The sequence below is a fragment of the Parafrankia irregularis genome (assembly GCF_001536285.1).
GTDB classification, from domain to species: Bacteria; Actinomycetota; Actinomycetes; order Frankiales; family Frankiaceae; genus Parafrankia; species Parafrankia irregularis.
In genome coordinates this window covers 430,558-455,645 of the sequence record NZ_FAOZ01000003.1, presented here as the reverse complement: position 1 = coordinate 455,645, position 25,088 = coordinate 430,558, and the positions used below count along the sequence as shown (strand labels likewise).

At 71.0% G+C, this 25,088-nt stretch carries 21 protein-coding genes; 6 read left to right on the top strand and 15 right to left on the bottom strand.

All coding sequences use genetic code 11. The features are described from left to right. Window positions 1-154 precede the first annotated feature (154 nt). Window positions 155-1,153 carry a LacI family DNA-binding transcriptional regulator gene (locus tag AWX74_RS06815; protein ID WP_091272744.1) on the top strand — a complete coding sequence of 333 codons (999 nt, stop codon included), beginning with the start codon at window positions 155-157 and terminating at the stop codon, window positions 1,151-1,153. Between the two features lie 106 nt (window positions 1,154-1,259). Here the strand turns inward: AWX74_RS06815 and AWX74_RS06810 are convergent, their stop codons facing one another. From AWX74_RS06810 to AWX74_RS06765, 10 genes are all read right to left on the bottom strand, one after another. Beyond that, entirely contained in the window at window positions 1,260-2,105 is an 846-nt protein-coding gene (locus AWX74_RS06810) for an enoyl-CoA hydratase/isomerase family protein (RefSeq protein ID WP_091272742.1), read from the bottom strand. A 54-nt stretch (window positions 2,106-2,159) separates the two neighbouring features. Beyond that, window positions 2,160-2,792 carry a TetR/AcrR family transcriptional regulator gene (locus AWX74_RS06805; protein ID WP_091272739.1) on the bottom strand — a complete coding sequence of 211 codons (633 nt, stop codon included), beginning with the start codon at window positions 2,790-2,792 and terminating at the stop codon, window positions 2,160-2,162. Next, on the bottom strand, window positions 2,789-4,588 hold the full coding sequence (locus AWX74_RS06800) for a class I adenylate-forming enzyme family protein (RefSeq protein ID WP_091272737.1): 1,800 nt from the start codon (window positions 4,586-4,588) through the stop codon (window positions 2,789-2,791). The genes AWX74_RS06805 and AWX74_RS06800 overlap by 4 nt, the downstream gene beginning before the upstream one ends. Before the next feature lie 51 nt (window positions 4,589-4,639). Next, window positions 4,640-6,139 (bottom strand): aldehyde dehydrogenase family protein, encoded by a 1,500-nt coding sequence (locus AWX74_RS06795; protein WP_091272735.1) that lies wholly within the window; start codon window positions 6,137-6,139, stop codon window positions 4,640-4,642. A gap of 45 nt (window positions 6,140-6,184) precedes the next feature. Then, the gene (locus AWX74_RS06790; protein WP_054567577.1) at window positions 6,185-6,859 is read right to left on the bottom strand and encodes a GntR family transcriptional regulator; all 675 of its coding nucleotides are present in this window, start codon (window positions 6,857-6,859) and stop codon (window positions 6,185-6,187) included. After that, window positions 6,856-9,627 carry an ABC transporter permease subunit gene (locus AWX74_RS06785; RefSeq protein ID WP_091272733.1) on the bottom strand — a complete coding sequence of 924 codons (2,772 nt, stop codon included), beginning with the start codon at window positions 9,625-9,627 and terminating at the stop codon, window positions 6,856-6,858. The genes AWX74_RS06790 and AWX74_RS06785 overlap by 4 nt, the downstream gene beginning before the upstream one ends. Before the next feature lie 168 nt (window positions 9,628-9,795). Next, window positions 9,796-11,133: an ABC transporter substrate-binding protein gene (locus tag AWX74_RS06780; RefSeq protein WP_091272730.1), complete on the bottom strand. Its 1,338-nt coding sequence runs from the start codon at window positions 11,131-11,133 to the stop codon at window positions 9,796-9,798. Window positions 11,134-11,186: 53 nt separating this feature from the next. Further along, complete coding sequence (locus AWX74_RS06775) at window positions 11,187-11,987, bottom strand: ABC transporter ATP-binding protein (RefSeq protein WP_091272727.1); 801 nt, start codon at window positions 11,985-11,987, stop codon at window positions 11,187-11,189. 308 nt (window positions 11,988-12,295) lie between these two features. After that, complete coding sequence (locus tag AWX74_RS06770; RefSeq protein WP_054567573.1) at window positions 12,296-13,441, bottom strand: thiolase C-terminal domain-containing protein; 1,146 nt, start codon at window positions 13,439-13,441, stop codon at window positions 12,296-12,298. 32 nt (window positions 13,442-13,473) lie between these two features. Beyond that, a complete protein-coding gene (locus tag AWX74_RS06765) occupies window positions 13,474-15,105 on the bottom strand; it encodes an AMP-binding protein (protein ID WP_091272725.1) in 1,632 nt (543 codons plus the stop codon). Window positions 15,106-15,270: 165 nt separating this feature from the next. Here AWX74_RS06765 and AWX74_RS06760 point away from each other — a divergent pair, with 165 nt between their 5' ends. The 4 genes from AWX74_RS06760 (at window position 15,271) to AWX74_RS06745 (ending at window position 19,438) form a co-directional block, all read left to right on the top strand. Then, window positions 15,271-16,350: a Rieske 2Fe-2S domain-containing protein gene (locus AWX74_RS06760; RefSeq protein ID WP_091272722.1), complete on the top strand. Its 1,080-nt coding sequence runs from the start codon at window positions 15,271-15,273 to the stop codon at window positions 16,348-16,350. Between the two features lie 123 nt (window positions 16,351-16,473). Further along, window positions 16,474-17,235, top strand: a complete 762-nt coding sequence (locus tag AWX74_RS06755; protein WP_091272966.1) for an acetoacetate decarboxylase family protein — start codon at window positions 16,474-16,476, stop codon at window positions 17,233-17,235. A gap of 80 nt (window positions 17,236-17,315) precedes the next feature. Next, window positions 17,316-18,539: an amidohydrolase family protein gene (locus AWX74_RS06750; protein ID WP_091272719.1), complete on the top strand. Its 1,224-nt coding sequence runs from the start codon at window positions 17,316-17,318 to the stop codon at window positions 18,537-18,539. After that, on the top strand, window positions 18,536-19,438 hold the full coding sequence (locus AWX74_RS06745) for an SDR family NAD(P)-dependent oxidoreductase (protein ID WP_091272717.1): 903 nt from the start codon (window positions 18,536-18,538) through the stop codon (window positions 19,436-19,438). Before AWX74_RS06750 ends, AWX74_RS06745 begins: the two co-directional genes overlap by 4 nt. A 285-nt stretch (window positions 19,439-19,723) precedes the next feature. Here the strand turns inward: AWX74_RS06745 and AWX74_RS06740 are convergent, their stop codons facing one another. From AWX74_RS06740 to AWX74_RS41145, 4 genes are all read right to left on the bottom strand, one after another. Further along, complete coding sequence (locus AWX74_RS06740; protein ID WP_091272716.1) at window positions 19,724-20,776, bottom strand: hypothetical protein; 1,053 nt, start codon at window positions 20,774-20,776, stop codon at window positions 19,724-19,726. A gap of 232 nt (window positions 20,777-21,008) precedes the next feature. Further along, on the bottom strand, window positions 21,009-21,698 hold the full coding sequence (locus AWX74_RS06735) for a TetR/AcrR family transcriptional regulator (protein WP_091272715.1): 690 nt from the start codon (window positions 21,696-21,698) through the stop codon (window positions 21,009-21,011). A 94-nt stretch (window positions 21,699-21,792) separates the two neighbouring features. Continuing rightward, the gene (locus AWX74_RS06730) at window positions 21,793-22,977 is read right to left on the bottom strand and encodes a thiolase family protein (RefSeq protein ID WP_242666110.1); all 1,185 of its coding nucleotides are present in this window, start codon (window positions 22,975-22,977) and stop codon (window positions 21,793-21,795) included. Next, complete coding sequence (locus tag AWX74_RS41145; protein WP_226930850.1) at window positions 22,974-23,384, bottom strand: Zn-ribbon domain-containing OB-fold protein; 411 nt, start codon at window positions 23,382-23,384, stop codon at window positions 22,974-22,976. Before AWX74_RS41145 ends, AWX74_RS06730 begins: the two co-directional genes overlap by 4 nt. Before the next feature lie 100 nt (window positions 23,385-23,484). On the opposite strand from AWX74_RS41145, the gene AWX74_RS06725 reads away from it, so the two are divergent. Next, a complete protein-coding gene (locus AWX74_RS06725) occupies window positions 23,485-24,237 on the top strand; it encodes an enoyl-CoA hydratase/isomerase family protein (protein WP_091272714.1) in 753 nt (250 codons plus the stop codon). Window positions 24,238-24,280: 43 nt separating this feature from the next. Here AWX74_RS06725 and AWX74_RS06720 read toward each other — a convergent pair whose 3' ends face one another. Beyond that, window positions 24,281-25,057, bottom strand: a complete 777-nt coding sequence (locus AWX74_RS06720; protein WP_091272713.1) for an SDR family NAD(P)-dependent oxidoreductase — start codon at window positions 25,055-25,057, stop codon at window positions 24,281-24,283. Window positions 25,058-25,088 lie beyond the last annotated feature (31 nt).

The window sequence follows — 25,088 nt, the reverse complement described above, 5'->3', positions numbered from 1 at the left end:
CGGCAGGCCTGGAACCGGGGCGGGCCCGGTGGGGGCGACCCTCTCCGTGGCCGGCGCCACTAGCGGGAGCTAGTGATGTGCGACGTAAGCTAGCATCGACAACTAGCGCGCACAAGTCCGACCTACTTCGGGCTGGGAGGGAGAGGGCGAGACAGTGGCAGTGTCGGAGCCGACCGCCAGCCGGCGGCCGACCGCCCTGGATGTCGCCCGCGAAGCGGGGGTGTCCCGGGCGACCGTCGGGTTCGTTCTGAACAACACCCCAGGCCAGACCATCCCCAAGGGCACCCGCGAACGGGTACTACAAGCGGCGGAACGTCTCGGCTACCGGCCCAACAGCGCCGCACGCACGCTCGCCAGTGGCCGCAGCCGCATCATCCTGCTCGTGCTGCCGGACTGGCCGATCGAGTTCCGGCTGCGCAACTACCTGGACGAAGCCTCTGCCGCGCTCGACAAAGCCGGGTACTCACTGGTCACCTACACCCGCCAGGCCGACCAGACAGCCCGGCCACTGTGGGAGGCGCTCAGCCCCGACCTGGTGGTCGGTCCCGCCCGGTTCAGCCCCTCCGACGTCGCGTCCATGCTCGCCTGCGGGGTCCGGAGGATCTATCCGCATCCCGATCGAGCGGAGCCCGTCGACGCGTCCCTGGCGATCAGCGCCGGGCCGGAGCAACAGGTCGACCACCTCCACGAACGGGGCCACCGAAACCTGGTCTACGCCGCCTTCGCGCAGGCGCACACATCCTCAATGGTCACCGCCCGATACCAGGCCGCGGTCGACCGGGCTCGTACCCTTGGCCTGGCGGAACCCGGCCTGGAATGGATCGACTATCGTGACGGTTCCGGCGAGGCGGTCCGCCGATGGCTCGGCGCGGGCATCACCGGCGTTGCCGCCTTCAATGATGACGTCGCCGCCGCGGTCGCTGGCGCGGTAGTTCGCGCGGGCCTGCGGATGCCGACTGATCTCGCGGTGATCGGCCACGATGATGCGCCGATCGCGACGATGTTCGTACCTGGGCTCTCCACCATTCGGATCGACACGGTCGCACTCGGGCGCAGGTTCGCCGACTTCGCCCTTCACAAAGTCGAACAGCGACCTGGGCCCATCTCACACAACGTGCCGGGGCCTGCTCTCATCCAACGCGAATCCACCTGAACTGCACCTGAACTACATCTGATGGCGCTGGTGCTGCACGAGCCTGCTGGCTGGCAGATGAGGCCGCTGTGGGCGCAGAGGACAGCCCGCGCGGCAGCCTCACCGGTCAGCTCTGGGGTTTCTTGGCGCCACCGAAGCCGAGGCGGGCGCTGCGCTCCTTGAACTCCGGGGTGTTCAGCAGGTTGGTGACCAGCAGACGGTCGAGGTGGCGCTGGGCGGTGCGGTCGGAGATGTCGGCGTACATGTCGACGGCGAGCTTCGCCACGCCGAGCGCCTCGGCCGGGATGGTGGTGAGCTCGCGGCAGAACGCGTACACGTCCTCCAGGAACGTCTCCGTCGGGAAGATGTCGTGCACCAGGCCGATCCGCAGCGCCTGCTCGGCGGTGACCTTGCGGCCGGCCATCGCCATCCACTTTCCCCAGGCGGGGCCGACGATGCGGGTGAGGCGGCTGGTGCCGCCGCTGCCGGCCAGCACCCCGATGTGGATCTCCGGCACCGCGAACTCGGCCTGCGGTGTGCAGAACCGGAAGTCGCACGACACCGCCATCTCCACCCCGCCGCCCAGGCAGATGCCCTGGGCGGCGATGATGATCGGCTTCTCGATCGCCTCGAACTCGTCGTAGAGCGCGTGGTGGCTGCGGTAGTTGCGCCGCATGTTCCAGCCCGGGTGCAGATGCTCCGTCTCCGGGTTTCCCTGCCGGTTGCCGACGGGCTCGGACAGGTCGACACCGGCGGTGAAGTACCGGCCGACACCGGTGATGACCAGGCAGCGCAGGTCGTCCCGGTCGGAGAGCAGGTTGGCGGCCTGCCAGAGGGTGCTGGTGACCTGGGCGCTGATGAGGTTGAGCTTCGGGCGGTCGATCGTCACGGTGAGGATGCCGTCGTGCTCGGTCAGCCGGGCGTGCTGCTCGCCGGCCCCGCCGGCTGGCTGTTGGGCGCTCGTTGCCGTCATGAACTCGAGATCCTTCCGTCTTCTGCTGGGCTCGCGCGGGAGCCGTACCTGTGGTCAGCCGGCGGCGGCCGGCGTGGCGAACGCGCGGCGGACCATCTCGACGAACTGCTCCTCGGCGATGCCTGCCGTCCCGTCGGGGCGGGTCGCCTCGGCGTTGCGGTAGGCCCCGACCATCGACGCGAGCAGCCGGGCGAGACTGTCGGCGTCGCCGCCGCAGATCGTGCCGTCGCGCTGCCCGCGTCGGATCACCTCGGCCTCCAGCCGCATCGCGTCCGTGTACCCGTTGGCGATGTCCTCGCTGAGCTGAGGCGAGACGGCGAGGCCCGACGAGTACAGCCGGCTCATGAGCCGGCCGAAGTCCGGGTAGGCACGATAGAACATGATCTCGCTGCGGACGAGTCCCACGAGCAGGTCGATGCCCGCCCCGTCCGCCTCGGCGAAGGAGCGGATCCGGCCCAGCAGCGCCCCGCCGCGTCGGTCGATGACGGCCCGCAGGAGCTCGTCCTTGTTGGGCAGGTGCAGATAGAGCGCCCCGACCGACATCTCGCACCGCTCGGCGACCTGCCGCAGGCTGGTCTCCCGGAAGCCGTGCCGGCCGAACAGCTCCTCCGCGGCGTCGATCACCCGCTCACGGACCCGCTCGGCCTGTTCACGCTGGCGCAGCTCACGCGGGGAGGCGGTCGTCATCGGGCCGCCGCGGTCCCGCTGCCGACGCCCGCGTCGGCGCTGGTGCCGGTGCCGCTCTCGGTCTCGTTCGCGGCGTCGGTGCCGGGTGGGACGTCGAAGCGTTTGCGCAGGTCCTGCTTGAGGACCTTGCCGGTGGTGTTGCGGGGGAGGCTGCTCACGGTCGTGACGTGCGCGGGCACCTTGAAAGCCGCCAGCGATGCGCCCACCCACGCGCGGACGTCGGCCGGGTCGATCACGGCGCCGTCGCGGGGAACGATCACGGCCAGCACCTCCTGGCCGAGCTCACGGTGCGCCACGCCGATCACCGCGGCGTCGGCCACATCGGCGTGTTCGAGCAGGCGGTTCTCGATCTCGATCGGGTAGATGTTCTCGCCGCCGCGCACGATCATGTCGCGGAGTCGGCTCTCGACCTGGAGCAGACCGCCCTCGAACCGGCCGTAGTCCCCGGTGGGGTACCAGCCCTGGTCGTCCACCGGGCTGACCGGCTCGCCCCAGTAGCCGAGGAAGGTGCTCGGGCAGCGGATCCACAGCTCGCCGATCCGTCCGTCGGTGATCTCGGCACCGGACTCGTCCCGGACGGCGACCTCGGCGGTCGGCGTGGGTACGCCCGCCGAGGTGGGATGCGCAGCGAGGCGCGGGCCGCTGATCGCCGTGCCCAGGCCGCAGGTCTCGGTCATCCCGTAGCCGTTGGTCAGCGGAATACCCGGCATCCGCTGCTCGAGCAGGCGGGGCAGCTCCGGCGAGATCGTCGCGCCACCGCAGCCGACACCCCTGATCGTGGGCCGGGCCATGCGGTCCAGGTCGGGATGCTCCAGCAGACGCAGGATCTGGGTCGGTACGCCGCTCCACTGGGTGACGCCATGGCGGGCGGTCAGCTCCAGATGGACAGCGGGATCCCAGCGACCGGGAGCCGGAAGCACGAGCGTCATCCCGGAGCGAGGCGCCACGGCCGTCAGCGGCCCGAGCCCGGAGATGTGGAAGAACGGCCCGGTCAGCACCGACACGGGCGTGCCCGCCGGCGGGGGAGCGGCCCCGGAGACGGCCTCGACCGCGCCGCGCAGCGCCGCGTCCATCGCGAAGTTGACCAGCCCACGGTGGCTGATCAACGCTCCCTTCGGACGGCCGCTGGTACCGCTGGTGAACAGGATCGCGCAGGCGTCGTCCTCACCGATGGTGGCCGGCTCGAAGGCCGGCGACCCGGACTCCCCGGACTCCCCGGTCTCGCCGGCCGTCTCCGCCGCCGCGGCGACCAGGTCGGTGAACGACACCGCGCCGGCGACCGCTTCCGCGACCACCTTGCTGCCCGCGTCGGCGTCGAGCTGGGTGAGGCGGGCGAGCCGGGGCTCGTCGGCGACCAGCAGCGCCGGTTCGGTCAGCGCCAGACCGGCGGCGAGCTCGGGTCCCGTCCACCAGCCGTTGAGACCGACGACGACGGCGCCGAGCAGGAGCACGCCCCAGATCGTCAGCGCGTGCTCGGCGCTGTTGGCTCCGGCCAGGGCCACCCGGTCGCCGGCGGAGATCCCGTGACGGCTCCGCAGTACCGCGGCGACCGCCCGTGCGGCGTCCGCGGCCTCACCGTAGGTCACCGTCCGCTCCGGCAGCACCAGGTACGGGCGGTCGGGATGCTCCCGGGCGGCCGCGGCGAGCAGCTCCGGCAGGCTGCGCGGCCGCTGGGCGAAGACCGCCATCTCGACCCCGCGGACGTCCTCGCGCACCAGCTCGAACGGCGCGCCCGGCCCGGTCAGGACGGGGAGCAGCGACGGCGGGATGCGGGTGAGATCGGGCCAGCCTGCCATGGTTTCCTCCAGGCTTCGGTCTTCGGTCTTTCGGGACTGGTCGGCGGCCGGTCAGACTCCGACGGCGATGACCTTGGTCTCCAGGTACTCCTCGAACCCGGGCACACCCATCTCACGGCCCAGCCCGCTCTGCCGGTACCCGCCGAAGGGCATGTCGGGCGCGTAGTACTGGCCGCCGTTGACGTTGATGGAGCCGGTGCGCACCCGCCGTGCGATGCCCATCGCCCGGTCCAGCGAACCGGAGCTCACCGACCCGGCCAGCCCGTAGATCGAGTTGTTCGCGATGCGGACGGCGTCGTCGTCGGTGTCGAACGGGATCATCACCGCGACCGGGCCGAAGAACTCCTGCTGGGCGACGGCCGAGTCGGGGTCGACGTCGACGAACAGGGTCGGCTCGGTGAAGAAACCGGTCGGCAGGTGCGCGGGCACACCGCCGCCGACGGCGACCTTCTGCCCCTCGGCCACCCCGACGGCGATCAGGTCGAGGACCCGCTGCCGCTGCACCGCGCTGATCTGCGGGCCCATCAGCACCGACGGGTCGGTCGGGTCGCCGTAGGGGAAGTTCGCCAGCGCCTCGCTCATGGCGGCGACGGCGTCGTCGTAGAGCGGGCGGGCCACCAGCAGCCGGGAGTCGATCGCGCAGCCCTGCCCGGAGTGGAAGCAGGCGACTGTGGCCGCCATCGGGATGACCTTGCCGAGGTCGGCGTCGTCGCACACGATGTGCGCGGACTTGCCGCCCAGCTCCAGGAACGTCTTCTTGATGGTCGGCGCCGCGGCGGCCATCAGGCGCCGGCCCACCGCCGTCGAACCGGTGAAGCTGATCATGTCGACCCGCGGGTCCTCCGCGAGGCGCTGCGCGACCTGGTTGTCCGACGTCGTCACGACGTTGAACACCCCGGCCGGGATGTCGGTCTCCTCGGCGACGAGGCGGCCGAGCACGGTGGCCGTCCACGGTGAGTCCGGTGCCGGCTTGAGCACCACCGTGTTACCGGCGGCCAGCGCCGGCACCACCTTCGCCAGGTTGATCTGCATCGGCACGTTCCACGGCGTGATCGCCGCGACGACACCGACCGGCTCCCGCGCCACCACCCGGCGGCTGGTGGAGTACGTGACCGGCGAGTCGTACACGCCGTGGTCGGTGTCCCAGGCGTACTTCTCGGCCAGGTCCGCCGTGTAGGAGACGATCCCCAACGCCGCGTCGAGGTGCGGGCCGTGGGTCAGCGAGACCGGAGCACCGATCTCGGCGACGGTCAGCCCGCGCAGGTCCTCCTTGTAACGCTCCAGGGCCTCCGACAGCTGGCGTAGGCAGCGCAGCCGCAGCTGCGTGTTCGTCGACCAGTCGGTGGTGTCGAACGCGGTTCGGGCGGCGGCGACGGCAGCGTCCATGTCGTCGGCGCCGGCGTCGGCGACCAGGCCGAGGACCTGCTCGGTCGCGGGGTTGATGTTGGTGAAGGTGCGGCCGGCCCGCGCCTGCACCAGGGCGCCGCCGATCAGCAGCCGCGGCTCGGAGAACACGGAGGTGTCCGCCGGGGCGGCAGAGATGTCGGACATCGAGCTGGCTCCTGTCCCTGTAACGGGTGGTCGTGAGATGGGTCGTCAGGCCGCGGGGTGCCAGAGGATGTCGCGTGCGTCCAGCAGCTCCACCACATGCCCGCCGTGGCTGCGCAGCATGCGGATGAACTCCGCCGCCGCGCTGCCGCCGTCGCCGGCCGCCATCGCCCGCATGACGGCGGCCACTCCGCTCTTCTGCCCCCCGATGGTGCTGGGAACGAGGGCGAAGAAGTTGCCCGGGATGATCCCGGTCATCAGCCGGGAGAACGACGACAGCCGGGGCGAGTTCGCCATCGCGAAGATCTGGCGGAGGAACTGCTCGTTGGCCCGCAGAAGCTCCTCGGCGTCCTCGGCCTGGCACAGCCGGCGCTCCGCGGCGGCCAGCGCCGCGAAGCCGGCCGGGTCACCGCGTTCGGTGGCCTGCTCGGCCGCCAGACCGTAGAGGTGGCCCAGCAGCGCGTAGTAGTCGATGACGGAGTTGCGGTCCAGGCCGTGGACGAACGCCCCGCGGTGCGGCTCGATCGCGATCCAGCCCTCGCTCTCCAACGTGATCATCGCTTCGCGCACCGGGATGCGGCTGACGCCCAGCTCCTCGGCGATCATGTCCTGGCGGACACGGTCACCCTGACGCAGCGCGCCGCTGAAGATCAGGCCGCGGATGTGGTCCGCGACCTGACGTCCACTGCTGCGACGTTCCATGTGCTGCCTGGTCCGGGTCATTCAGCCACCTGGACGGCCGCGGTCGCCGCTGTGGCAGGGGCGGCCGGGGCGGCGCCGGCTGTGGCGTTGCCGAGGTAGGCGGTGGCCAGCGCCTCGGTGTCCAGCTCGCTGGTCGGGCCGGCCCAGGTGATGTGGCCGACGGTGAGGAAGGCGGCGTGCCCCGCGACGGACAGCGCGTTGCGGGTCTTCTCCTCGGCGATGAGCAGGGCCGTTCCCTGCTGCTGCAGCTGGCCGAGCGCGGCGAAGATCTGCTCGGTGACCAGCGGCGCCAGGCCGAGCGACGGCTCGTCGGCGATGAGCAGGCGGGGCGGGCGGACGAGCGCCGGGGCGAGCGTGAGCTGCTGCTGCTCACCGCCGGAAAGCGCACCCGCGGCCTGCCCGCGGCGGCGGGCCAGCGAGGGGAAGGCCTCGTAGGCGCGGTCGCGTTCGTCCCGGTCGCGCAGCCAGATCGTCAGGTTCTCCTCGACGGTGAGGTCGGGGAAGATGCCGCGGCCCTCGGGCGCCAGGTAGATGCCGTCGCGCCGGCGGCGCTGCGCCGGGATCGCGGTGACGTCCTCGCCGGCGAGCTCGATGATGCCCGCGGTGGGGGTGACGAGGCCGCCGATCGCCGCGCACAGCGTGGTCTTGCCGGCACCGTTGCTGCCCAGCAGGGCCAATGCCTCGCCCGGGCCGATCACGAGGTCGACGCCGTGCAGGACCTCGATGTCGTTGTAGCCGGCGTGCAGCCCGCGGACCCGCAGGACGGGCTCCACCGCCGTTTCGAGGGCACCGGCGGCCGTGGGCACGTCGCCCACAGGAACGGCGACCGCTGGTGAGGGAGCCGCCGGGGCAGGCGAGGTCGCACCTGCTGCCGAGCCGGCCTGGCGGCGGCGGCGTTGCTGGGTGGCGCGGCCGATGGCGGCCAGCGCGCCGTCGGGGTCGCGGGCCAGACCGATGGCGCCGAGCCCGAAGAGGATCTGCATGAAGTGGGTGGAGTCCGGGATGTTCTCGAACGCCTGCGGGGCGAGCGCGGCGACGAGGCCGGCGAGGACGGCTCCGGCGGGGCGGCGGATGCTGAAGGTGATGGTGGTCGCCAGCCAGACCAGCCCGAGGAACGCGTCGTAGTCGGTGTTGGTGACCCGGCCGCGGGTGGTCGCGAGCAGCACGCCGCCGAACCCGGCGATGGCCGCGGAGATGACGAAGACCAGCAGCTTCATGCGCCCGACGGCGATGCCGTTGGTCTGCGCGCCGACGTCGCTGGAGCGGACGGCGAGCATCGCCCGGCCCGTGCTGGAGGTGCGCAGGGCGTGGACGAGCCAGATGGTCAGCCCGAGCAGCACCAGCAGCATCACGACCATCCACCGGGGGTTGGCGGTGTCGACGATGCCCAGGTCCGGTGCCGGGATCGCCCAGCCGCCGGAGCCGTTGGAGATGTCGCGGATCTGGAACAGCAGGTTCTGGCCGATGAACGCCAGCGCCAGCGTGGACAGCGCCAGCGGCAGTCCGCCGAGACGCCGGGTCGGCAGCGCGATGACGGCGCCGGTCAGGGCGGCGACGACCACCCCGGCGAGCAGCGCGGGCAGATACGGGACGTCATGGGAGAGCAGGATGCCGGTGGTGAAGGCCCCGGCGAGGACGAAGGCGACCTGCGCGAGGCTGACCATGCCGCCGATGCCGGTGACGACCGTGAACGACATCAGCACGATGGCGGTTGCCAGGCCCTCGGCGAGCAGACCGGCCCAGAAGTCGGTGGCGCCCCAGGCGGTGTAGGAGAGCAGCCCGACGGTGACGACGCCCCACAGCGCGCGCCGGCGCCACGGCGAGACCTCGGTCGGGTCCTCGGCGGGCGGCTTCTCCTCCAGGGTGGTGCCGGCGGAACGGCCGCGTTCGGCGCCGAAGAAGAACAGCAGCAGGAAGAGAATGATGAACGGGACGGCGGTCGGGAATCCCGTGATGTCGAGGTCGACGTAGCCGTCCACCAGGTTCTGCGCGACACCGAGCAGCAGGCCGCCGGCCATCGCGAGCGGAATGGAGGCGAAACGCGCCAGTACCACCGCGGGGATCGAGACGAACAGCAGCGTGTTGTAGGTGAAGTTGGCCAGGCCGAACATCGGGGCCAGCAGGACGCCGACCAGGCCGGCCAGCCCGCAGGAGGTGATCCAGGAGACCGCGGACGCACGGTCCGGGTCGACGCCGCGCAGGGCGGCGATGGCGGGCCGGCTCACCGAGGCGCGCATCTCCAGGCCGATGCGGGTGCGGCGCACGAGGTACCACAGCAGCAGCGCGGAGAAGATCGCGGCGCCGAGAATGGCCAGTTTGTCGCTGTCCAGGATCAGGCCGTTGCCGAGCTTGTAGATCTCCTTGGGGCTGGGCCCCAGGCCCGGGAACCGGAAGACGTCCTCGACGGTCGGCAGGTCCAGACTGGCCTTCTCCCGCAGCATGGCGGTGATCCACAGGCACAGCGCGGGCAGCGCGATGAGCAGGCCGAGGGTGGCGACCATCCGCGCCGCGATGGACGCGTCGCGCAGCGGGTTGAACAGGATCCGGTGCAGCAGCCAGCCCAGCGCCGGCGCGAACACGCCGACGCACAGAATCGCGCTCGGCACGACGGGCAGGCCCTGGCCGGTGTTGAGCTGGAAGAACAGGTAGGCCGTCGAGAAGGCGACGCCGCCCTGCCCGAAGTTGAACACTCCGGAGGTCTGGTAGGTGAGGGTCAGACCGGACGCGAGGATCGCGTATAACGCGCCGGTGACCAGCCCCGCGACCACCAGGTTGAAGAACTCGGTCACGCGATTCCTCCTTGGTCGCGGCCCGCGCCGCCGCCATTTCTGGGACCGCCTGGCCGGGCGCGGATTTTCCGTTCCGGCTCCGGCCAGGCGGTATTACCTGCTGTTGCTGTTGCTGTTGCTGTTGCTGTTGCTGTTTTTGCGTTTCTGTTTTGCTGTTGTGCGGTGGAGCTACTTCTTGATCAGGGAACCGCAGGAGAGCTTGCTGGTGATGTCGTACTTGTCGCCGTTGAGCTGGACGATCGAGGCGCAGGGAGCCGAGATGTTGTGGTTGAGCGGCCACCGCGTCTCGGGCACGGCGCCCTCGACGTAGTAGGAGTAGTCGGAGTTGAGCACCTTCAGGAGCTTGTCGACGGTGAGCTCAGGGCCGACCTTGGTGGCTGCCTGGATGAACATGTCGGCCGCCCAGTACCCGGCCATCGCCGGCAGGCTGATGGCCTGGTCCGGGGCGTACTTGGCGAAGTCCTCGGTGAGCTGCTTGATGGCCGGGACGCTGGTGTCGGCCCCGGGCTGCCACTGCACGATCGTGTAGGACTTCTGCAGGTCCTTGAATCCGGCGAGGCGCGGGTCGTAACCGACCGGGTTGAGGTTCTTGCCCTCGTACCCGGCAGCCGTCATCGCGGCGGTCATCTTGATGACCGAGTTGAAGTCGGCGACGTAGAGGACGACGTCCGGCGGGGCGCCGTTGTTGGACGTCATCAGGGCGTTGACCACCGCGGTGGTGTCGGTGATGCCCGCGACGGGGATCGGGTTCTCCTCGTAGACGGTCTTCACCCCGACGGAGCGAATCTGTTCGCCGAGCTGCTTGAGGCCCGCCCGTGCCGAGTCGTTGTCGACACCGACGAGAGCGGTCGTCTTGCCGGTGGCGTCACCGCCGAACATGGCCTGGATCATCAGGCCGTACGTCGTCGAGGTGACGTCGCCCTCGGGGAACTGGCAGCCGGTGATACCGAAGCCGATCGATGTCTGGCAGAAGCCGAGGTTGAAGCCCCAGCCGAAGAAGGGAACCGTCTCGCCGCAGAAGGTGTCGAGATAGTTCGCGCTGCTTGTCATCACCGGGACCGCGGCGAAGATGTTCTTGTCGACCAGCGCCTTGGCCTGGGCGCTGTTGCGCGCCGGGTCGTTGCCGTCATCCAGGGTGCCCACGTAGTTGATCTTGCGGCCGTTGACGCCGCCCTCGGCGTTCGCCCGGTCGAACCGGGCCTGCGCGCCGAGCTCGGTGCCGGCCATCGAGCTGCCGCTGGCGCTGGTCAGATAGGCCAGGCCACCGATGGTGATCTCGGTGTCGGTGACGCCGCGGGTGGGGTTGGAGGCGGTCTGGCCACACTTCAGGCTGGCCGCGTCGACCGTGTAGCCGCCGTCACTCCAGCCCGACGGCGGGCCTGCCTTCACCGTGTCGGCGGCGACGGTCGGGCCGTCCTGCGGTGTGCCGTCCGACGAGCACCCCACGGCACTCGCGATGACCGCGAGCGCGGTGGCTGCCGCCGCCACTAATCGGATGGTTCGCATTGATGCACTCCCTGGTGATTCCTTGAAACGAACGAGCGGTGCGGGAGCCGTTGTCAGCCGAGGTAGGCGTCGCGGACGGCCTGGTTGGCCTGGATCTCGGCCGGGGTGCCCTCGGCGAGGACGGAGCCCAGGTCGAGCACGGTGATGCGGTCGCAGGTCCGCATCACGAAGGCGGCGTCGTGCTCGACGAGCACCACCGCGCATCCCTCGCCCCGCAGCGACAGCACCAGCTCCCCGAAGCGGTCGGACTCGGCGTGGGCGAGCCCGGACGTCGGCTCGTCGAGCAGGAGCAGCCGGGGGCGGTCGGCGATGGCACGGGCGAGCTCCAGCAGGCGCTGCTGGCCGAGAGGCAGCGCGCCGGCGGAGACCTTGCGCAGCTCCGTGAGGCCGCACCACTCGAGGACCTCCGCGACCCGCTCGCGGCGCTGGTGTTCCAGCGTGCGCCGCGACGGCAGGGAGAGCAGGTCGGCGAGGACACCGCCACCGCCACCGTGCCACTCGAGCCCGGCGAGCACGTTGTCCTCCACCGACAGCCAGCTGAAGACCTGGGCCCGCTGGAAGGTGCGGCGCATGCCGAGCCGCGCGCGCCGGGTGGCCGAGACGGCGGTGACATCGTGGTCCGCGAAGTGGACCGTTCCCTCGGAGGCGGGGGTGATGCCGGAGATGATGTCGAAAAGGGTGGTCTTGCCCGCGCCGTTCGGCCCGATGAGGCCCTGGACGGTTCCGGCGGCGACGGTGAGGTCGACGTCGGTCAGTGCGCGCACCCCGCCGAAGCGCTTGCTGACCGAGGACAGGCGTAACAGCGGCGCTGCTCCGGTGACGGGCGGCGCCGCGGTGGGTGTCGGCGTCGGCATAATGCCTCCAAAACCGCCGTCGGCGGCAACGACTCGGCTGCGATGTCTCATCGGAGTTGTGCTGGATCTGTGGAGATAGGCGCGCCACCCCCGGTGCCAGGAGTCCCGGCCCGGTGCGGGAGCGGCACGGGCCCTGGCGGGGCGGGCGGGTGACCACGCGTGACCCGGGAAGTGGCGTCACTGCAGTGATCTTTAGATATTGTATAATCAATCACATATGCCGGAACGTGGCAAGGGTTTGTGTACCGGCACCACCTTCGTGGTGTTCGTTCCCCCGCCCGACCCTCCAGGCGGCGCTCGGCCGGCGCTCAGTCGACTCCGAGCAGCACCGTCGAGGCCGAGCTGAACCAGCCCCCGGTGGCGTTCACACAGGCCACCCGGGCGTCGGGAACCTGCCGTCCGGTGGCCTCCCCGCGCAGCTGGCGAACGGCCTCGACCAGCAGGAAGATGCCGCGCATGCCGGGATGGCACGCCGACAGCCCGCCGCCGTCGGTGTTGGTGGGCATCGCCCCGCCCACCCGCATCGTGCCGCCCTCCAGGTAGCCGCCGGCCTCCCCGCGGCCGCAGAACCCCAGCGCCTCGAAGGTCAGCAGCACCGTCGAGGTGAACGAGTCGTAGAACTGGCAGACGTCGACGTCCGCGGGGGTCAGCCCGGCCCGGGAGAAGGCCAGCCGGCCGGACACCTCGGCGGGCGATCGGGTGAAGTCCGCCCACTCCGACATCGTCGTCACGTTGCTCGCGGTGCCGGTGCCCAGCACCCGCACCGCCCGGCCCGGCAGGTCGGCGGCACGCCGGGCGGACGTCAGCACCACCGCGCCGCCGCCGTCGCTGCGGATGCAGCAGTGCAGCTTGGTGAACGGCGTCGCCACCATCGGCGCGGCGAGGACGTCGTCGACCGTCAGCGGCTCCCGGTACATCGCGTCCGGGTTGAGGCCCGCGTTGAACCGGGTGTCGACGGCGATGTTCGCGAGCTGTTCGATGGTCGTGCCGAACTCGTGCATGTGCCGCCGCGCCGTCATCGCGTACTTGGCGATCAGGGTGTGCCCCCACGGCACCTCGAACTGGCTCGGCCCGCGCGAGGACAGGGACAGGTTCGCCGTCCGCAGCCGGTTCTTCAGGTCCGAGCGTGCCGTCGACCCGTAGACGAGCAGCACGGTGGTCGCGGTTCCGGCCCGGATCGCGTCGGCTGCGTGCTCGAGCATCACCTCCCACGCGCTGCCGCCCACACTGGTGGAGTCGGTCCAGGTCGGCCGCAGCCCCAGGTACTCGGCCAGCTCGACCGGCGCGAGGACGCCGAGGCCGGTCGAGGCCACGCCGTCGACGTCTGTGTGGCTCAGCCCCGCGTCGGCGAGTGCCCGGGCCGCGGCCTGCTGGTGCAGGGCGAAGGGCGTCGTCGAGTCCACCCGCCCACAGTCGGACAGCGCCGCCCCGACGATGACAACCTGCTCGGTCATTCGATCCTGCCCCATCAACCGGTCCTGCCCCATCAGCGCTTGTCGTAGGTGATGCCAGCGGCCTCGACGTCCCAGGTGCCGGCGGTCACGCCCTCGGCGCGCAGCTCCCGCTTGAGCACCCGGCCGACGGGGCTGCGGGGCAGCTCGGCGCGGAACTCGATGTAGCGCGGCAGCGCGAAGTACGGCAGCGCGTCGACGCACCAGCGGAACAGCTCCTCCTCGGTGAGCGTCGCGTCCGGGGTGAGGATGGCCGTGACCTTGACGTCGTCCTCGGTGAGCTTGCTCGGCACCGCGTGCACGGCGACGTCGGCGAGCTGGCCGTGGCCCATGAGGATGCGCTCGACCTCGAAGCTGGCGATGTTCTCGCCGCGCCGGCGCAGGTAGTCGGCCTTGCGGTCGACGAAGTAGAGGTAGCCGTCCTCGTCGATCTTCCCGATGTCGCCGGTGTGGTACCACCAGTTGCGGCTGGCCTCGACCGTCGCCTCGGGGCGGCCCCAGTAGCCCTCGAACATCACGTGCGGGAGCTTCGGCCGGATGACGATCTCGCCGTCGGTGCCGCGCGGCTGCTCGACGTCGGAGTCGTCGAAGATGCGGACGTCGAAGTAGCGGGTGTTGATCACCCCGGCGGCCCGCGGCCTGTTGCGCACACCGGGCGGCTGCCAGGAGATCAGGCTGGCCTCGGTGACACCGTAGGCGCCGGAGAACGTCTCGATGCCGAACCGTTCGCGGATGACGTCGTCGACCTCGGGCGGCAGCGGGGCCGCTCCCATCAGCCGCAGCGAGCTGTTGGCCTGCGCCGCGCCGGAACGCGGCATCTCCGGCCGGTCGACGTCATGGGCGAGCAGGTAGGCCATGGTGCCCAGCGTCGAGGTGATCGTGGCGCCGGTGCGGTTCATCTCGGGCCAGAAGTTCGACACCGAGAACTTCCGGTAGATCGCCGAGCGGCCTCCGAAGACCAGGGCCCCGACCACCGCGGTGACCAGCGCGTTGTAGTGGAACATCGGCAGCGGCGTCCACAGCACGTCGGACGCGGTGCGCCCCCAGCTGTAGCCGATCTGCTGGGCGAGCGCCTCGTGGTAGTTGTGGCTGAGCATGCAGCCCTTGGACAGCCCGGTGGTCCCACCCGTGTAGATGAAGGTGGCCAGATCGGACGGGTCGCGCTCCACCGGGGCCGTCAGCGGGGTGGCGGCGAGCAGGTCGTCGAGCCGGTGCGCCGTGGCGCCGGGGAACTCCAGCGCGTCGGGCCCGGTCACCACGACGTGGCGCAGGCCGTCGAGGTCGGCGCTGACCGCCTGCGCCCGGTCGGCCAGGTCCGCGCCCACGACCAGCACCGTCGACCCGGAGTCACGCAGCTGGTGGCGCAGGTACTCGCCCTTGTAGGCGGTGTTCACCGGCACCGCGACCGCACCCGCCCACTGGGTCGCCCACCAGACCAGCAGCGCCTCCGGGGAGTTCTCCAGCAGTGTGGCGACCCGGTCGCCGGGTCCGACGCCCAGCTCCCGCAGCGCGCCGCCGAGGGCCGCGGCGGCCGTGACGACCTCGCCCGCGGTCAGCTTGGTCCCACAGACGTCCAGGTACTCCGAGTCGGGCTCCTTGTCGGCCCGCTGCAGCAGTAACTCGGTCGTGGTGTGCCGGGGCGCGCTGCCCCAGACGCCGTCGGTCACGTGGCGCTCCTCGGAAGTCGAGCCGTTTGGGCTTGTGAACTCGGTGAGGCTCATGTTGAATGTCGGTTCAGTGATCGGTTTCAGCCCCTCCCGATCGCCACAGATTGTATATCTTATCCCACCTACGTCACGCTACGGTGCGGACCTTTCTGGGAGGCAGACGCCATGACCACCTCGGACGGGGCCCCGGCCAGCCGTCGCGGCGCCGAGCTCTACGGAACCAACGCGGTCACCACGACCGCCGACGACGAGCTCGTCGGGCTGCCCATGCCGCTGCGCCCCGACACGCTGACCGATCTCTCCCGGCGAACGAAGGTCCGGCGGGAGAGCACGCCCCGCTTCCCGTTCCCGATTCCCAACGGCTGGTTCATCGTCGCCCGGGCCGACGAGGTCGAGCCGGGGCGCACCAAGTCCCTGTTCTACTTCGGCAAGGACCTGGTGCTGTTCCGCGGCACCGACGGCACGCCGTACCTGTTCGACGCCTACTGCCCGCACCTGGGCGCCCACCTCGGCGTCGGCGGCCGGGTCGTCGACGGGTCGCTGCAGTGCCCGTTCCACGGCTGGCGCTTCGACGGCGCCACCGGCTCCTGCGTCGAGGTTCCCTACGACGACATCGACTACATCCCGAAGACGGCGGCCGCCCGCACCTACCCGGTCGTCGAGCGCAACCACATGATCTGGGCCTGGCATCACCTGGAGAAGGAGGCGCCGACCTACGAGGTGCCCGAGGTCGAGGAGTTCCACGACCCCGCCTGGCTGCCGATCGTGGTCAAGGACTTCGAGATCGCGACGTGCTGCCAGGAGATGGCCGAGAACAACGTCGACACCCCCCACTTCCTCTACGTGCACGGCACACCGGCCATCCCCGAGCAGGACTTCGTCATCGACGGCCACTACAAGCGGGCGGTCGCGATGGACGGCAACTTCGTCCGCGAGGGCTACGGGCTGGGCCTCGGTGTGCTGCGGGTGAAGAAGTACACGACGTTCATCTCCTCGACGACACCGATCGACGAGGAGAACGTGCACGTCCGCTGGATCTTCACCGCTCCGGCGAAGAACGGGGAGGACGCGGCGGAGAAGGCCTCGCGCGCCTTCACCGACGGCATCAGCCAGGACCTCCCGATCTGGGAGAACAAGATCTACAAGAACCCGCCGGTGCTGCGCCCCTCCGAGAAGGCGATCACCGAGCAGCGCCGCTGGTGCCAGCAGTTCTACTCCTGGCCGGACGGCGCGACGAAGCACTGACGGCGAGCGCACTGACCGCGAGCCCGGCCGCACTGTAACGGAGCTCGTGCACGCGACGGCGTGACGCGAGCTCTGTTCGTGCTGCCCGAAATCCGCCACCGCCACCATCATGAGGAGGGCCTGATGGGCAACCGTTGGGTACGCACCATCGAGAAGAGCTCCGAGGCCGAGTCCAACGTGGGCAGCGGGTTACCCCCGATCCCGTCGCTGGAAGTGGTCTACCTGACCGACCCGGCGCGCCTCGCCGAGGTGCTGCCGCCGCCGCTCACGCCACCGGAGCAGCCACGGGTGCATGTGCGGGTCACCGACATCGACCTGCACTTCGGTGAACACCACTACAAGGAGCTGGTCGGCTATTTCGCGGTCGACGCCGTCCACGACGGGGTGACCGGTGAGTACCCGCTGCTGATCCCGATCGACCTGGAGTCGGCGATCTCGATCAGCCGGGAGAAGCACGGCGAGCCGAAGAAGCTCGCCAGCCTGGAGCTGACCCGCGACGGCGACCACGTCGAGGGCCGGATCGCGCGCAACGGCGTCACCTTCGTCGAGATCGTCGGGGACGTCGCCGAGACGCTGCCGGTGCCCGCGCCCTACCCGGCGACCCAGTGGTGGTTCAAGTTCCTGCCCGCGGTCTCCGGGTCGGGCTTCGACGGCGACCCGCTACTGGTCCGCTTCGACCAGGTGCGCACCCCGGTCACCATGGAGCGGGTCGAGGGCAAGCTGGTGCTGCGCGACGAGCCCACCGCGCCCGTCGTCGACCTGCCCGTCCTGGAGACGGTGTCGATCACCTACACGACGCGCTCCTCGGCCAACAAGGCCAGCGTCGTCGGCCCCGTCGACCCGGTGGCGTTCGAGCCGTACGCCTTCAGCCGCTACGACCACTGAGTCCTGATCCTGGGGCCCTGAGCCTGACGCCCGTGCCCGCGCGACCGACGACGAGAACGAGAAGGCCGAAGGAACAGAACATGAGCGACCGGTACTTAATCATCTCCACTGACACCCACGCCGGGCTCCCGCCGGAGCAGTACCGCGAGTACGTCGAGCCCCGCTACCGCCAGGCGTTCGACGACGCCCAGGCCGCGGACGTCCAGGCGTCCGCGCTGGTGACCGCCGACGACCACCTGAAGTTCCTCGCCGAGTGGAACTCCGAGATCGGCGACCACGGCGGGATGGAGGGCGCCTGGGACCCGACCGTGCGCACCAAGGAGATGGACTCCGAGGGTGTGGCCGCCGAGGTCGTGTTCCCCGACGCGGACTCGGCGGGTGTCGGCGGCGTCTCGGCGTCGCCGTTCGGATCCGGCCTGAACTCCTCCGGTGACAGCGACCCCGTGCTGGTGATGGCCGGCGCGAAGGCGCACAACCGGTGGGCCGCGGAGTTCTGCCAGAGCGAGCCCGACCGCCGCTACGGCATCGCGATCATCCCGGCGCTGCACGACGTGGCCGCCGCCGTCGCGGAGACCGAGTGGGCGGCCGAGAACGGACTGCGCGGCGGGATCATGATCCCGACGAAGTGGGGCACCTACCCGGCCTACAACGACCCGGTGTACGACCCGCTGTGGTCGGTGTGCGCCGAGGCCGGGCTGGTCGTGCACACTCACTCCGGTGTCGGCCCCACCGACTACACCTGGGCACCCGGTTTCCTGTCCATCTACGCCACCGAGTCGTACTGGTGGGCGGCCCGGCCGTTCTGGGCCCTGCTGCTCGGCGGCGTGTTCGAGCGTCATCCGAAGCTGAAGTACGCGCTGGCCGAGAACGGCGCCTGGTGGGTGCCGGACATCCTGGCCCGGATGGACGCGAAGTGGGAGGGCGACCACTCGACCCGCAAGTTCGGCCCGAAGACCTTCCGCGACGGCATGCGGATGAAGCCGTCGGACTACTACCGGCGCAACGTGTGGATGGCGTCGTCCGTCATGGGCCCGCTGGAGATCGACCGCCGCCACGACATCGGTGTCGACCGGCTGATGTGGGGGCACGACTACCCGCATCCGGAGGGCACCTGGCCGCACACCCGCGAGTGGCTGCGCGACCGGTTCGGTGACGTGCCGGAGGCCGACACCCGGCGCATCCTCGGGCTCAACGCCGCCGAGCTGTACGACTTCGACCTGGCGAAGCTCGCGCCGGTCGTCGACCGGATCGGCCCGACCGTCGAGGAGATCCACGGCCCGGCCCGGGACGGCGGCGCGGCATGAACGCGCCCATCACCGACTTCGCCGGCCGGGTCGTCGTCATCACCGGTGGGGCCGCCGGCATCGGCCGCGCGCTCGGGGAGGCGTTCGCCCGCGCCGGCGCGCTGCTGGTGCTCTCCGACATCGAGGCGGGCGCGCTGGCGGCGACCGTCGACGCGCTGCGTGAACAGACCGGCGCGAAGGTCGACGGCATCGTCGCGGACGTCTCCGACGAGGCCTCCGTCGAGGAACTGGCCGCGGAGGTCTTCCGGCGCTACGGGCGCACCCATGTGCTGGTGAACAACGCCGGTGTCGGCCCGCCCGGGGCGAAGGTGTGGGAGTCGACGCCGAACGACTGGCGCTGGACGTTCGGCGTGAACGTCTACGGCGTCGCGAACGGCATCCGCTCGTTCGTCCCGCGGATGATCGCCTCCGGGGAGCCCGGGCACGTCGTCAACACCTCGTCCGGGGACGGGGCGGTCGAGCCGATGCCGAACGCGTCGGTGTACGCGGCGAGCAAGGCGGCGGTGTCCATCCTCACCGAGTGCCTGGGAGCCCAGCTCGCGGAGGAGGGGCACCCGATCGCGGTGTCGCTGTTTCTGCCCTCGGGCAAGGGACTGCTCGACACCGGCCTGTGGACGTCCGACCGCAACCGGCCGGCGGAGCTGGCCCGGGAGACGCCACGGACCACCCCGGGGATGACCGTGGCCGGGATCGTCGAGAGCGCGGCGAAGGCCGGCCACGAGGTTCCCATCCAGCCGCTGGGGGAGCTGGCCGACGACGTGCTGCGCGGCATCCGGGCGGGGGAGTACTGCCTGATGCTCGGGCGGGACGAGGCCGCCGCTACGCTCCGCGCGCGCGCCGAGCGGTTCGGAGCCGGCGTGAACCCCACCCAGGCCGGGCACACCCTGCTGCCCATCTGAGCTGCCCATCTGAAAGCCAGGAGTGGCCTGGCCGGGCTGCGAAGGGCTGGACGGGGTCGGTTCGCGGGACGGACCCGCCCGATGGAAAAGGCTCAATGTACCGGCCTGCCTGCACGGTACCGGCCTGCCCGCCGTGCGGGCAGGCCGGTACCGTCGCGCGTCAGACGACTGTCACCGAGATACCCGGGACGATGCCCCGGCCTTCAGGCCGGGAAGGAATCCGTTTTCCCGCGGAGCGGGGGAACGAACACGTTGGAATCCTCCGCGTTCACGCGGAGGTGGATGTCAGGGCACGAACGAGCCGGGGCCGACCACGCGGAACGGTGCGGCGGGCGCCTCCTTGATCGACTTGAAGGGCACCTCGAAGTTGAGGACTTCCTTGGTCGTCCGCTTGATGGCCCAGAACGTCGGGTGCTTCTTGTCCGAGCGGTCCCAGGCGATGGCCTGGCCCTCGACGTCGGGCAGCGCGACGGTGGCGACCCAGGTCAGCGTGGTGCCCGCCTCCGGGAGCTCCATGACGTAGACCTCGGCGTTGTCGTGACCGGTCAGCCAGAGCCGGCCGTCGGGGCCCCACGAGCCACCCGAGTTGCTCATCGGACGGAACCGGTCGACCAGGTTCGCCGGGACGATCCAGGCCTCGACGACCTCGAACCTGTCGTTGAGCTTCACGACCTGGGTGTTCTGGCTGCCGCCGCCGTAGGGCCTGCCGTCGGCGCCGTTGGTGTCGTAGTTGGCGAAGCCGGCCCACCAGGCGCCGTCGTGGCGGTCGATCCAGGTCAGCGAACCACGGTCGATACCGAAGCTGAAGGTCTCGATGTGGCGCATGGTCCTGGTGTCGAGGACCTCGATCGAACTCGCCATCGGGACCTGGTTGTAGTTCGAGTGGGCGAGGTAGAGCTTGTTGTCGACGACCGTGCCGCTGTCGAAGTGGATCAGCGGGCCGGTCGCGTCGGAGACAAACTGCAGCAGCGGGGCGCCGGTGGCCCGGTCGTGCTTGGTGACGGTGCGGTTGTCGACGGCGTAGAAGTACCTGCCGTCGACCGCGACACCCTGGTTGGCGTCGAAGGCGGCGTAGCGGCGGATCAGCGTCGCCGCCAGATCCTGCGGTGCGGCTGCCGCCGCGGCGGTCGCCGCCGTGGTCGTGGTCGCGGTGGGCGTCGCGGCGGCGGTGGGCGCCGCGGTCACCGTCGCCGTCGCCGTCGCCGTCGGGGACGGCGTGGCGTCGCCGGCGGTGGTGGCGGCGATCGCGGTCGTGGCGGCGGTGACGGTCAGCGCGGCGACCGCGAGAGACCCGGCCAGGGCTCGGGTCAGGGTGACCCGGGTGTTTCGCAACCGCATGGGATGCTCCGTTTGTCGGTGGTCAAGACGAAACCTGAACCACGCTGGCGGCAACCGGGGACGGCCCGGTAACGGGAGACCCGTCGCGACGTGAATCCCAGGCGAAGCATTGATGCGCACGGTGCCCGGGTGATGTCCGTATCGCAGCAGGTAGCCGACCTGCGGACGCATCCGGCGCAGTACGGCGGCACAACTGGGAACGGGCGTGAATCCGGGTAGTCGCCGGACGTGCTCAGTGCTGTGTGGTACCCCGCTGCGCGGAGGCGTCATCCGCGGTGTTGGTCGCTGCGGGCAGGCCGAAGGCCGGCCAGGCGAAACGAATCACCTGGGCCCGCACCGCCGGGCGGCCCTCCAGATTGGCGTGCGCCGAATGGCTGGCGGCACCCACGAGCCCGAACAGGCTGATGGCGTCGGCATCCGGATTCGGTGAGAAAAGAACGCCCGCGTCATTGCCCGCACGCAGGACGTCAGCCAGGGGCCGCGCGAGGATCCAGCGGATGTCGTCCAGCTTCTCGGCCAGCGGGACCGCGGCGCCCGCGGCGGCGGTGGTGAAGAGCGCCGAGCGTGCGACCTGTCGCGGCTCGAAGAACGTGTCGAGCAGCCGGTCGAGCCAGGCCTCCAGCGCGGCGGCCGGCTCCCGGGCGCGCTCGACGGCCCGGGTCATGGACCGGGCCACCGCCTCGGCCTCGCGGTGGATCAGCGCCAGCAGCAGCGCCTCCTTCGACCCGAAATGCCGGTAGAAGGCCCGGGTCGACAGCCCTGTCCCGGCGAGGACGTCGACGACCGCCATCTCGGCGTGCCCGCTGCCCTTCATGAGCCGGACGGCGGCATCCATGATCATCTGGCGTTCGGTGCCCTCGTCGAACCGGCGCGGGCGCCCGCGCCGGTCCGTGGTCGGTGCGCTTCCCTCGGCCTCGGCCACGGCACGTCCCTCCAGCGTCCGCCTGCTGGTCAACCAGGGTACGGGCCGGCGCGTGGCCCGCTCGCACCTCACCCGGGCCGCACTCCCGGCGGGTTCAGTGGGCGAGCCTGGTGAGCAGGACGCAGCCGGCGATCGGTCCGCCGCCGTTGGAGACGACCGCGACCTCCGGACGGCCCGGCACCTGCCGGGCCTCGGCCTCGCCGCGCAGTTGCAGCACCGCCTCGTGCAGGTACCCGAAGCCGTGCAGGCGGCCGGCGGAGAGCTGGCCCCCGCCGGTGTTCAGCGGTAGCGGCCCGTCGAGCGCGATGCGGGTGCCGCCCTCTACGAACGCCCCGCTCTCCCCGTGGCCGCAGAAGCCGAGCGCCTCCAGCCAGGACATCGCCAGCCAACTGAAGCCGTCGTAGAGCTGAGCCACATCGACGTCGGCGGGGCGCAGGTCGGTGCGAGACCAGAGGTGCCGCGCGGCCGTCCGGGCCGGCATGGTGGTCAGGTCGTCCCACATCTCCCAGGAGGGGCGGCCCCGCAGCGCCGTGCCGACGGCCTCGACCCGGGCGACGGGGTGGTCCACCTCGCGGGCGTGCTCGACCGTGGAGACGACGAGGGCGGTCGACCCGTCGACAGGCACGTCGCAGTCGTAGAGCCGGAACGGTGTGCTGATCATGCGGGCGGCGAGGTACTGGTCGAGCGTGAGCGGCTCCCGGTAGACCGCCTTGGGATTGAGGCCGGCGTTGCGGCGGCCGTTGAGGGCGATCTGGGCCATCTGCTCGGCGGTGGTGCCGAACTCGTGCATGTGGCGCTGTGCGTAGAGCGCCAGGCGGTTGACCGCCGAGTACACCCGGTACGGGCTGGTCCACTGCTGGGCCCCGGTCGCCGGTCCGCCTCCCGTTCCGCTGCCGGCACGGCCGCCGGTGCCCTGGGCCGTCGCCTCGGTGACGGTCCGGTAGACCAGTACGTGGCGCGCCAGGCCTGTCGAGACGGCCATCATCGCGTTCACGACCGCCTGGAGCTGGCCGGGGCCTTCGACACCGCCGCTGTGCCAGTCGAGCGACAGCCGCAGCGCGTCCTGGACGGCCGGCGAGCCGGGCCCCGAGAAGGCCGGGTAGCCGATCCCGCCCGGATAGGTCGCCAGTCCGTCGATCTGGGCGACGGTCAGGCCGGCGTCGGCGATCGCGTCGAGGGCCGCGTCGATGGTGAGGTCGAGGCCGTCGCGGCCGAGCCGCCGCCCGACGGCGGACTGGCCGATGCCCGAGATGACGGCGCGCCGCTCGGCGGCGGTCACGGCCGCACCGGCGTGAAGAGCGGGATGTAGATCGGGCTGTGGTCCTCGAAGACCACCCGCAGGGGCATCCCGATCCGGACCTCCGCCGGGTCGACGCCGACGATGTTGGTCAGCAGGCGGACGTCCGGCTGCTCCTCGATCTCCACCAGGCCGATCACATAAGTGTCACCGGTTCCGTCCCACGGCTGGTGGTTGACGGTGAAGGAGTAGAGGGTGCCGCGGCCGCTCACCGGCGCCGGCGCGACCTGCCGACCGCCGCAGGCAGGGCAGTAGCCGGTCGGCGGGTGGATCAGGTAGGCGCAGGCCTCGCAGCGGAGCAGGCGCAGCCGGCCGTCCGCTCCGGAGGTCCAGTAGAACCCGCTGGGCCCTTCGGTGCTTGGAAGGATGCGGGGCGCTGGTGCTGACATCGGCCTCTCCCTCGTGCGTCCCCCTTGTCGGGCGGGGCGGGAGAACGCTAGCTTATCGAGAATCGATTTTCAAATGTGCCGGCGGAGAGGTTGATGATCGATGGCGGACGGCCCAGCGACGCTCCAGGCGCGGACCAGTGACCACATCACCTGGCTCACCCTGGCCCGGCCGGCCCGGCTGAACGCCTTCACCGTCGCCGACTACCGCGACCTGCGCGTCGCCCTCGAACACGCGATGGCCGATCCGGAGACCCGCGTCATCGTGCTGACCGGCGCCGGGCGGGCCTTCTCCGCGGGCGCCGACAGATCACTGCTCGACGCGACGTCGAACGCGGCGGGCAGGGAAGCGGCCGGAGCGGAGTTCGCCCGGCTTCTCGAGGCGCTGCGCACCTGCGAGAAGCCGCTGCTCGCCGCGGTCAACGGCCTCGCGGTGGGATTCGGCGTCACCCTGCTGCTGTACTTCGACCTTGTGCTCGCGGCCGAGTCGGCGCGCTTCCGCCTGCCGTTCACCGCGCTGGGCATGGTGCCCGAGGCCGGCAGCACCGCGCTTCTTCCCGCCCGGACCCGGCCGGACGAGGCGATGTGGGCGGTGCTGTCCAGCGAGTGGATCGGTTCCCGCGCGGCGCGCGACATGGGTCTGGTCTGGCAGGTCGTGGCGGACGCGTCTCTGGTGGAGCAGACCGGGGCGACGGCGGCGGTGATCGCTGCGCAGGACCCGGCCGCGGTCATGGCGACCAAGCGGTTGATGACCGCCGGCCGGGCTGACGCCGCCCGCGCCGCGATCGACCGTGAACTCGGTGAACAGGCACGCCTGAACCAGACGCCGCGGACGGGGACGCCGGTAGGCGGGTAGGCGGGGCGCGGGCGCCGTCGCCCGGTGGAGGCCGGCCGGCGGCCTACTTCGGCTGGAGGCGGGCGCCGGCGTCGATCCGGATGACCTCGGCGTTGAGGTAGCTGTTGCGCAGCAGCTCGAGCGCGAGCGAGGCGAACTCGTCCGCGGTGCCGAGCCGGTGCGGGAACAGGACGTCCCGCTTGAGCTTGTCCTTGAATTCCTCGGAGGCGGGGCCCTCCCCGTAGATCGGCGTGTCGATCAGGCCGGGGGCGATCGTGTTCACCCGGATGCCGGCCACCGACAGGTCCCGCGCGATGGGCAGGGTCATGCCCACCACGCCGCCCTTGGAGGCCGAGTAGGCGGCCTGGCCGATCTGGCCGTCGAAGGCGGCGAGCGACGCGGTGTTGACGATCGCGCCCCGCTCCCCGTCGGCGAGCGGCTCGGTGGCCGCCATCGCGGTCGCGACGATGCGCACACAGTCGAAGGTGCCGATCGTGTTCACCTCGATCACCTTGCGGAACGCGTCGAGGTTGTGCGCCGAGTCGTAGCTGCCGTCGCGGCCGATTGTGCGCGACGCCCAGCCGATACCGGCGCAGTTGACCAGTGAGCGCACCGGCCCCAGGGTCTTCGCGAGCTCGGTGGCGGCGATGATCTGCTCGGTGGAGGTGACGTCCACATGGGCGAACACGCCGTCGATCTGCTTGGCGACGGCGCTCCCGCGGTCGTCGTCGCGGTCGGCGACCAGGACCCGGGCACCGGCGGCGGCCAGCGCCCGCGCGGTGGCGGCGCCGAGGCCCGACGCACCACCGGTGACGATCGCTGCCGTGGCGCTCAGATCCATCCCGGACTCTCCTCGCGGGTTGCCCGGGCGG

What these genes read in the sequence shown, in the direction of transcription:
- AWX74_RS06725 (WP_091272714.1), top strand. Translation starts at nt 23,485, where the DNA reads ATGGCGGACGGCCCAGCGACGCTCCAGGCGCGGACCAGTGACCACATC.
- AWX74_RS06760 (WP_091272722.1), top strand. Translation starts at nt 15,271, where the DNA reads ATGACCACCTCGGACGGGGCCCCGGCCAGCCGTCGCGGCGCCGAGCTC.
- AWX74_RS06745 (WP_091272717.1), top strand. Translation starts at nt 18,536, where the DNA reads ATGAACGCGCCCATCACCGACTTCGCCGGCCGGGTCGTCGTCATCACC.
- AWX74_RS06755 (WP_091272966.1), top strand. Translation starts at nt 16,474, where the DNA reads ATGGGCAACCGTTGGGTACGCACCATCGAGAAGAGCTCCGAGGCCGAG.
- AWX74_RS06720 (WP_091272713.1), bottom strand. Translation starts at nt 25,057, where the DNA reads ATGGATCTGAGCGCCACGGCAGCGATCGTCACCGGTGGTGCGTCGGGC.
- AWX74_RS06795 (WP_091272735.1), bottom strand. Translation starts at nt 6,139, where the DNA reads ATGTCCGACATCTCTGCCGCCCCGGCGGACACCTCCGTGTTCTCCGAG.
- AWX74_RS06810 (WP_091272742.1), bottom strand. Translation starts at nt 2,105, where the DNA reads ATGACGGCAACGAGCGCCCAACAGCCAGCCGGCGGGGCCGGCGAGCAG.
- AWX74_RS06780 (WP_091272730.1), bottom strand. Translation starts at nt 11,133, where the DNA reads ATGCGAACCATCCGATTAGTGGCGGCGGCAGCCACCGCGCTCGCGGTC.
- AWX74_RS06750 (WP_091272719.1), top strand. Translation starts at nt 17,316, where the DNA reads ATGAGCGACCGGTACTTAATCATCTCCACTGACACCCACGCCGGGCTC.
- AWX74_RS41145 (WP_226930850.1), bottom strand. Translation starts at nt 23,384, where the DNA reads ATGTCAGCACCAGCGCCCCGCATCCTTCCAAGCACCGAAGGGCCCAGC.
- AWX74_RS06800 (WP_091272737.1), bottom strand. Translation starts at nt 4,588, where the DNA reads ATGGCAGGCTGGCCCGATCTCACCCGCATCCCGCCGTCGCTGCTCCCC.
- AWX74_RS06740 (WP_091272716.1), bottom strand. Translation starts at nt 20,776, where the DNA reads ATGCGGTTGCGAAACACCCGGGTCACCCTGACCCGAGCCCTGGCCGGG.
- AWX74_RS06775 (WP_091272727.1), bottom strand. Translation starts at nt 11,987, where the DNA reads ATGCCGACGCCGACACCCACCGCGGCGCCGCCCGTCACCGGAGCAGCG.
- AWX74_RS06770 (WP_054567573.1), bottom strand. Translation starts at nt 13,441, where the DNA reads ATGACCGAGCAGGTTGTCATCGTCGGGGCGGCGCTGTCCGACTGTGGG.
- AWX74_RS06805 (WP_091272739.1), bottom strand. Translation starts at nt 2,792, where the DNA reads ATGACGACCGCCTCCCCGCGTGAGCTGCGCCAGCGTGAACAGGCCGAG.
- AWX74_RS06790 (WP_054567577.1), bottom strand. Translation starts at nt 6,859, where the DNA reads ATGACCCGGACCAGGCAGCACATGGAACGTCGCAGCAGTGGACGTCAG.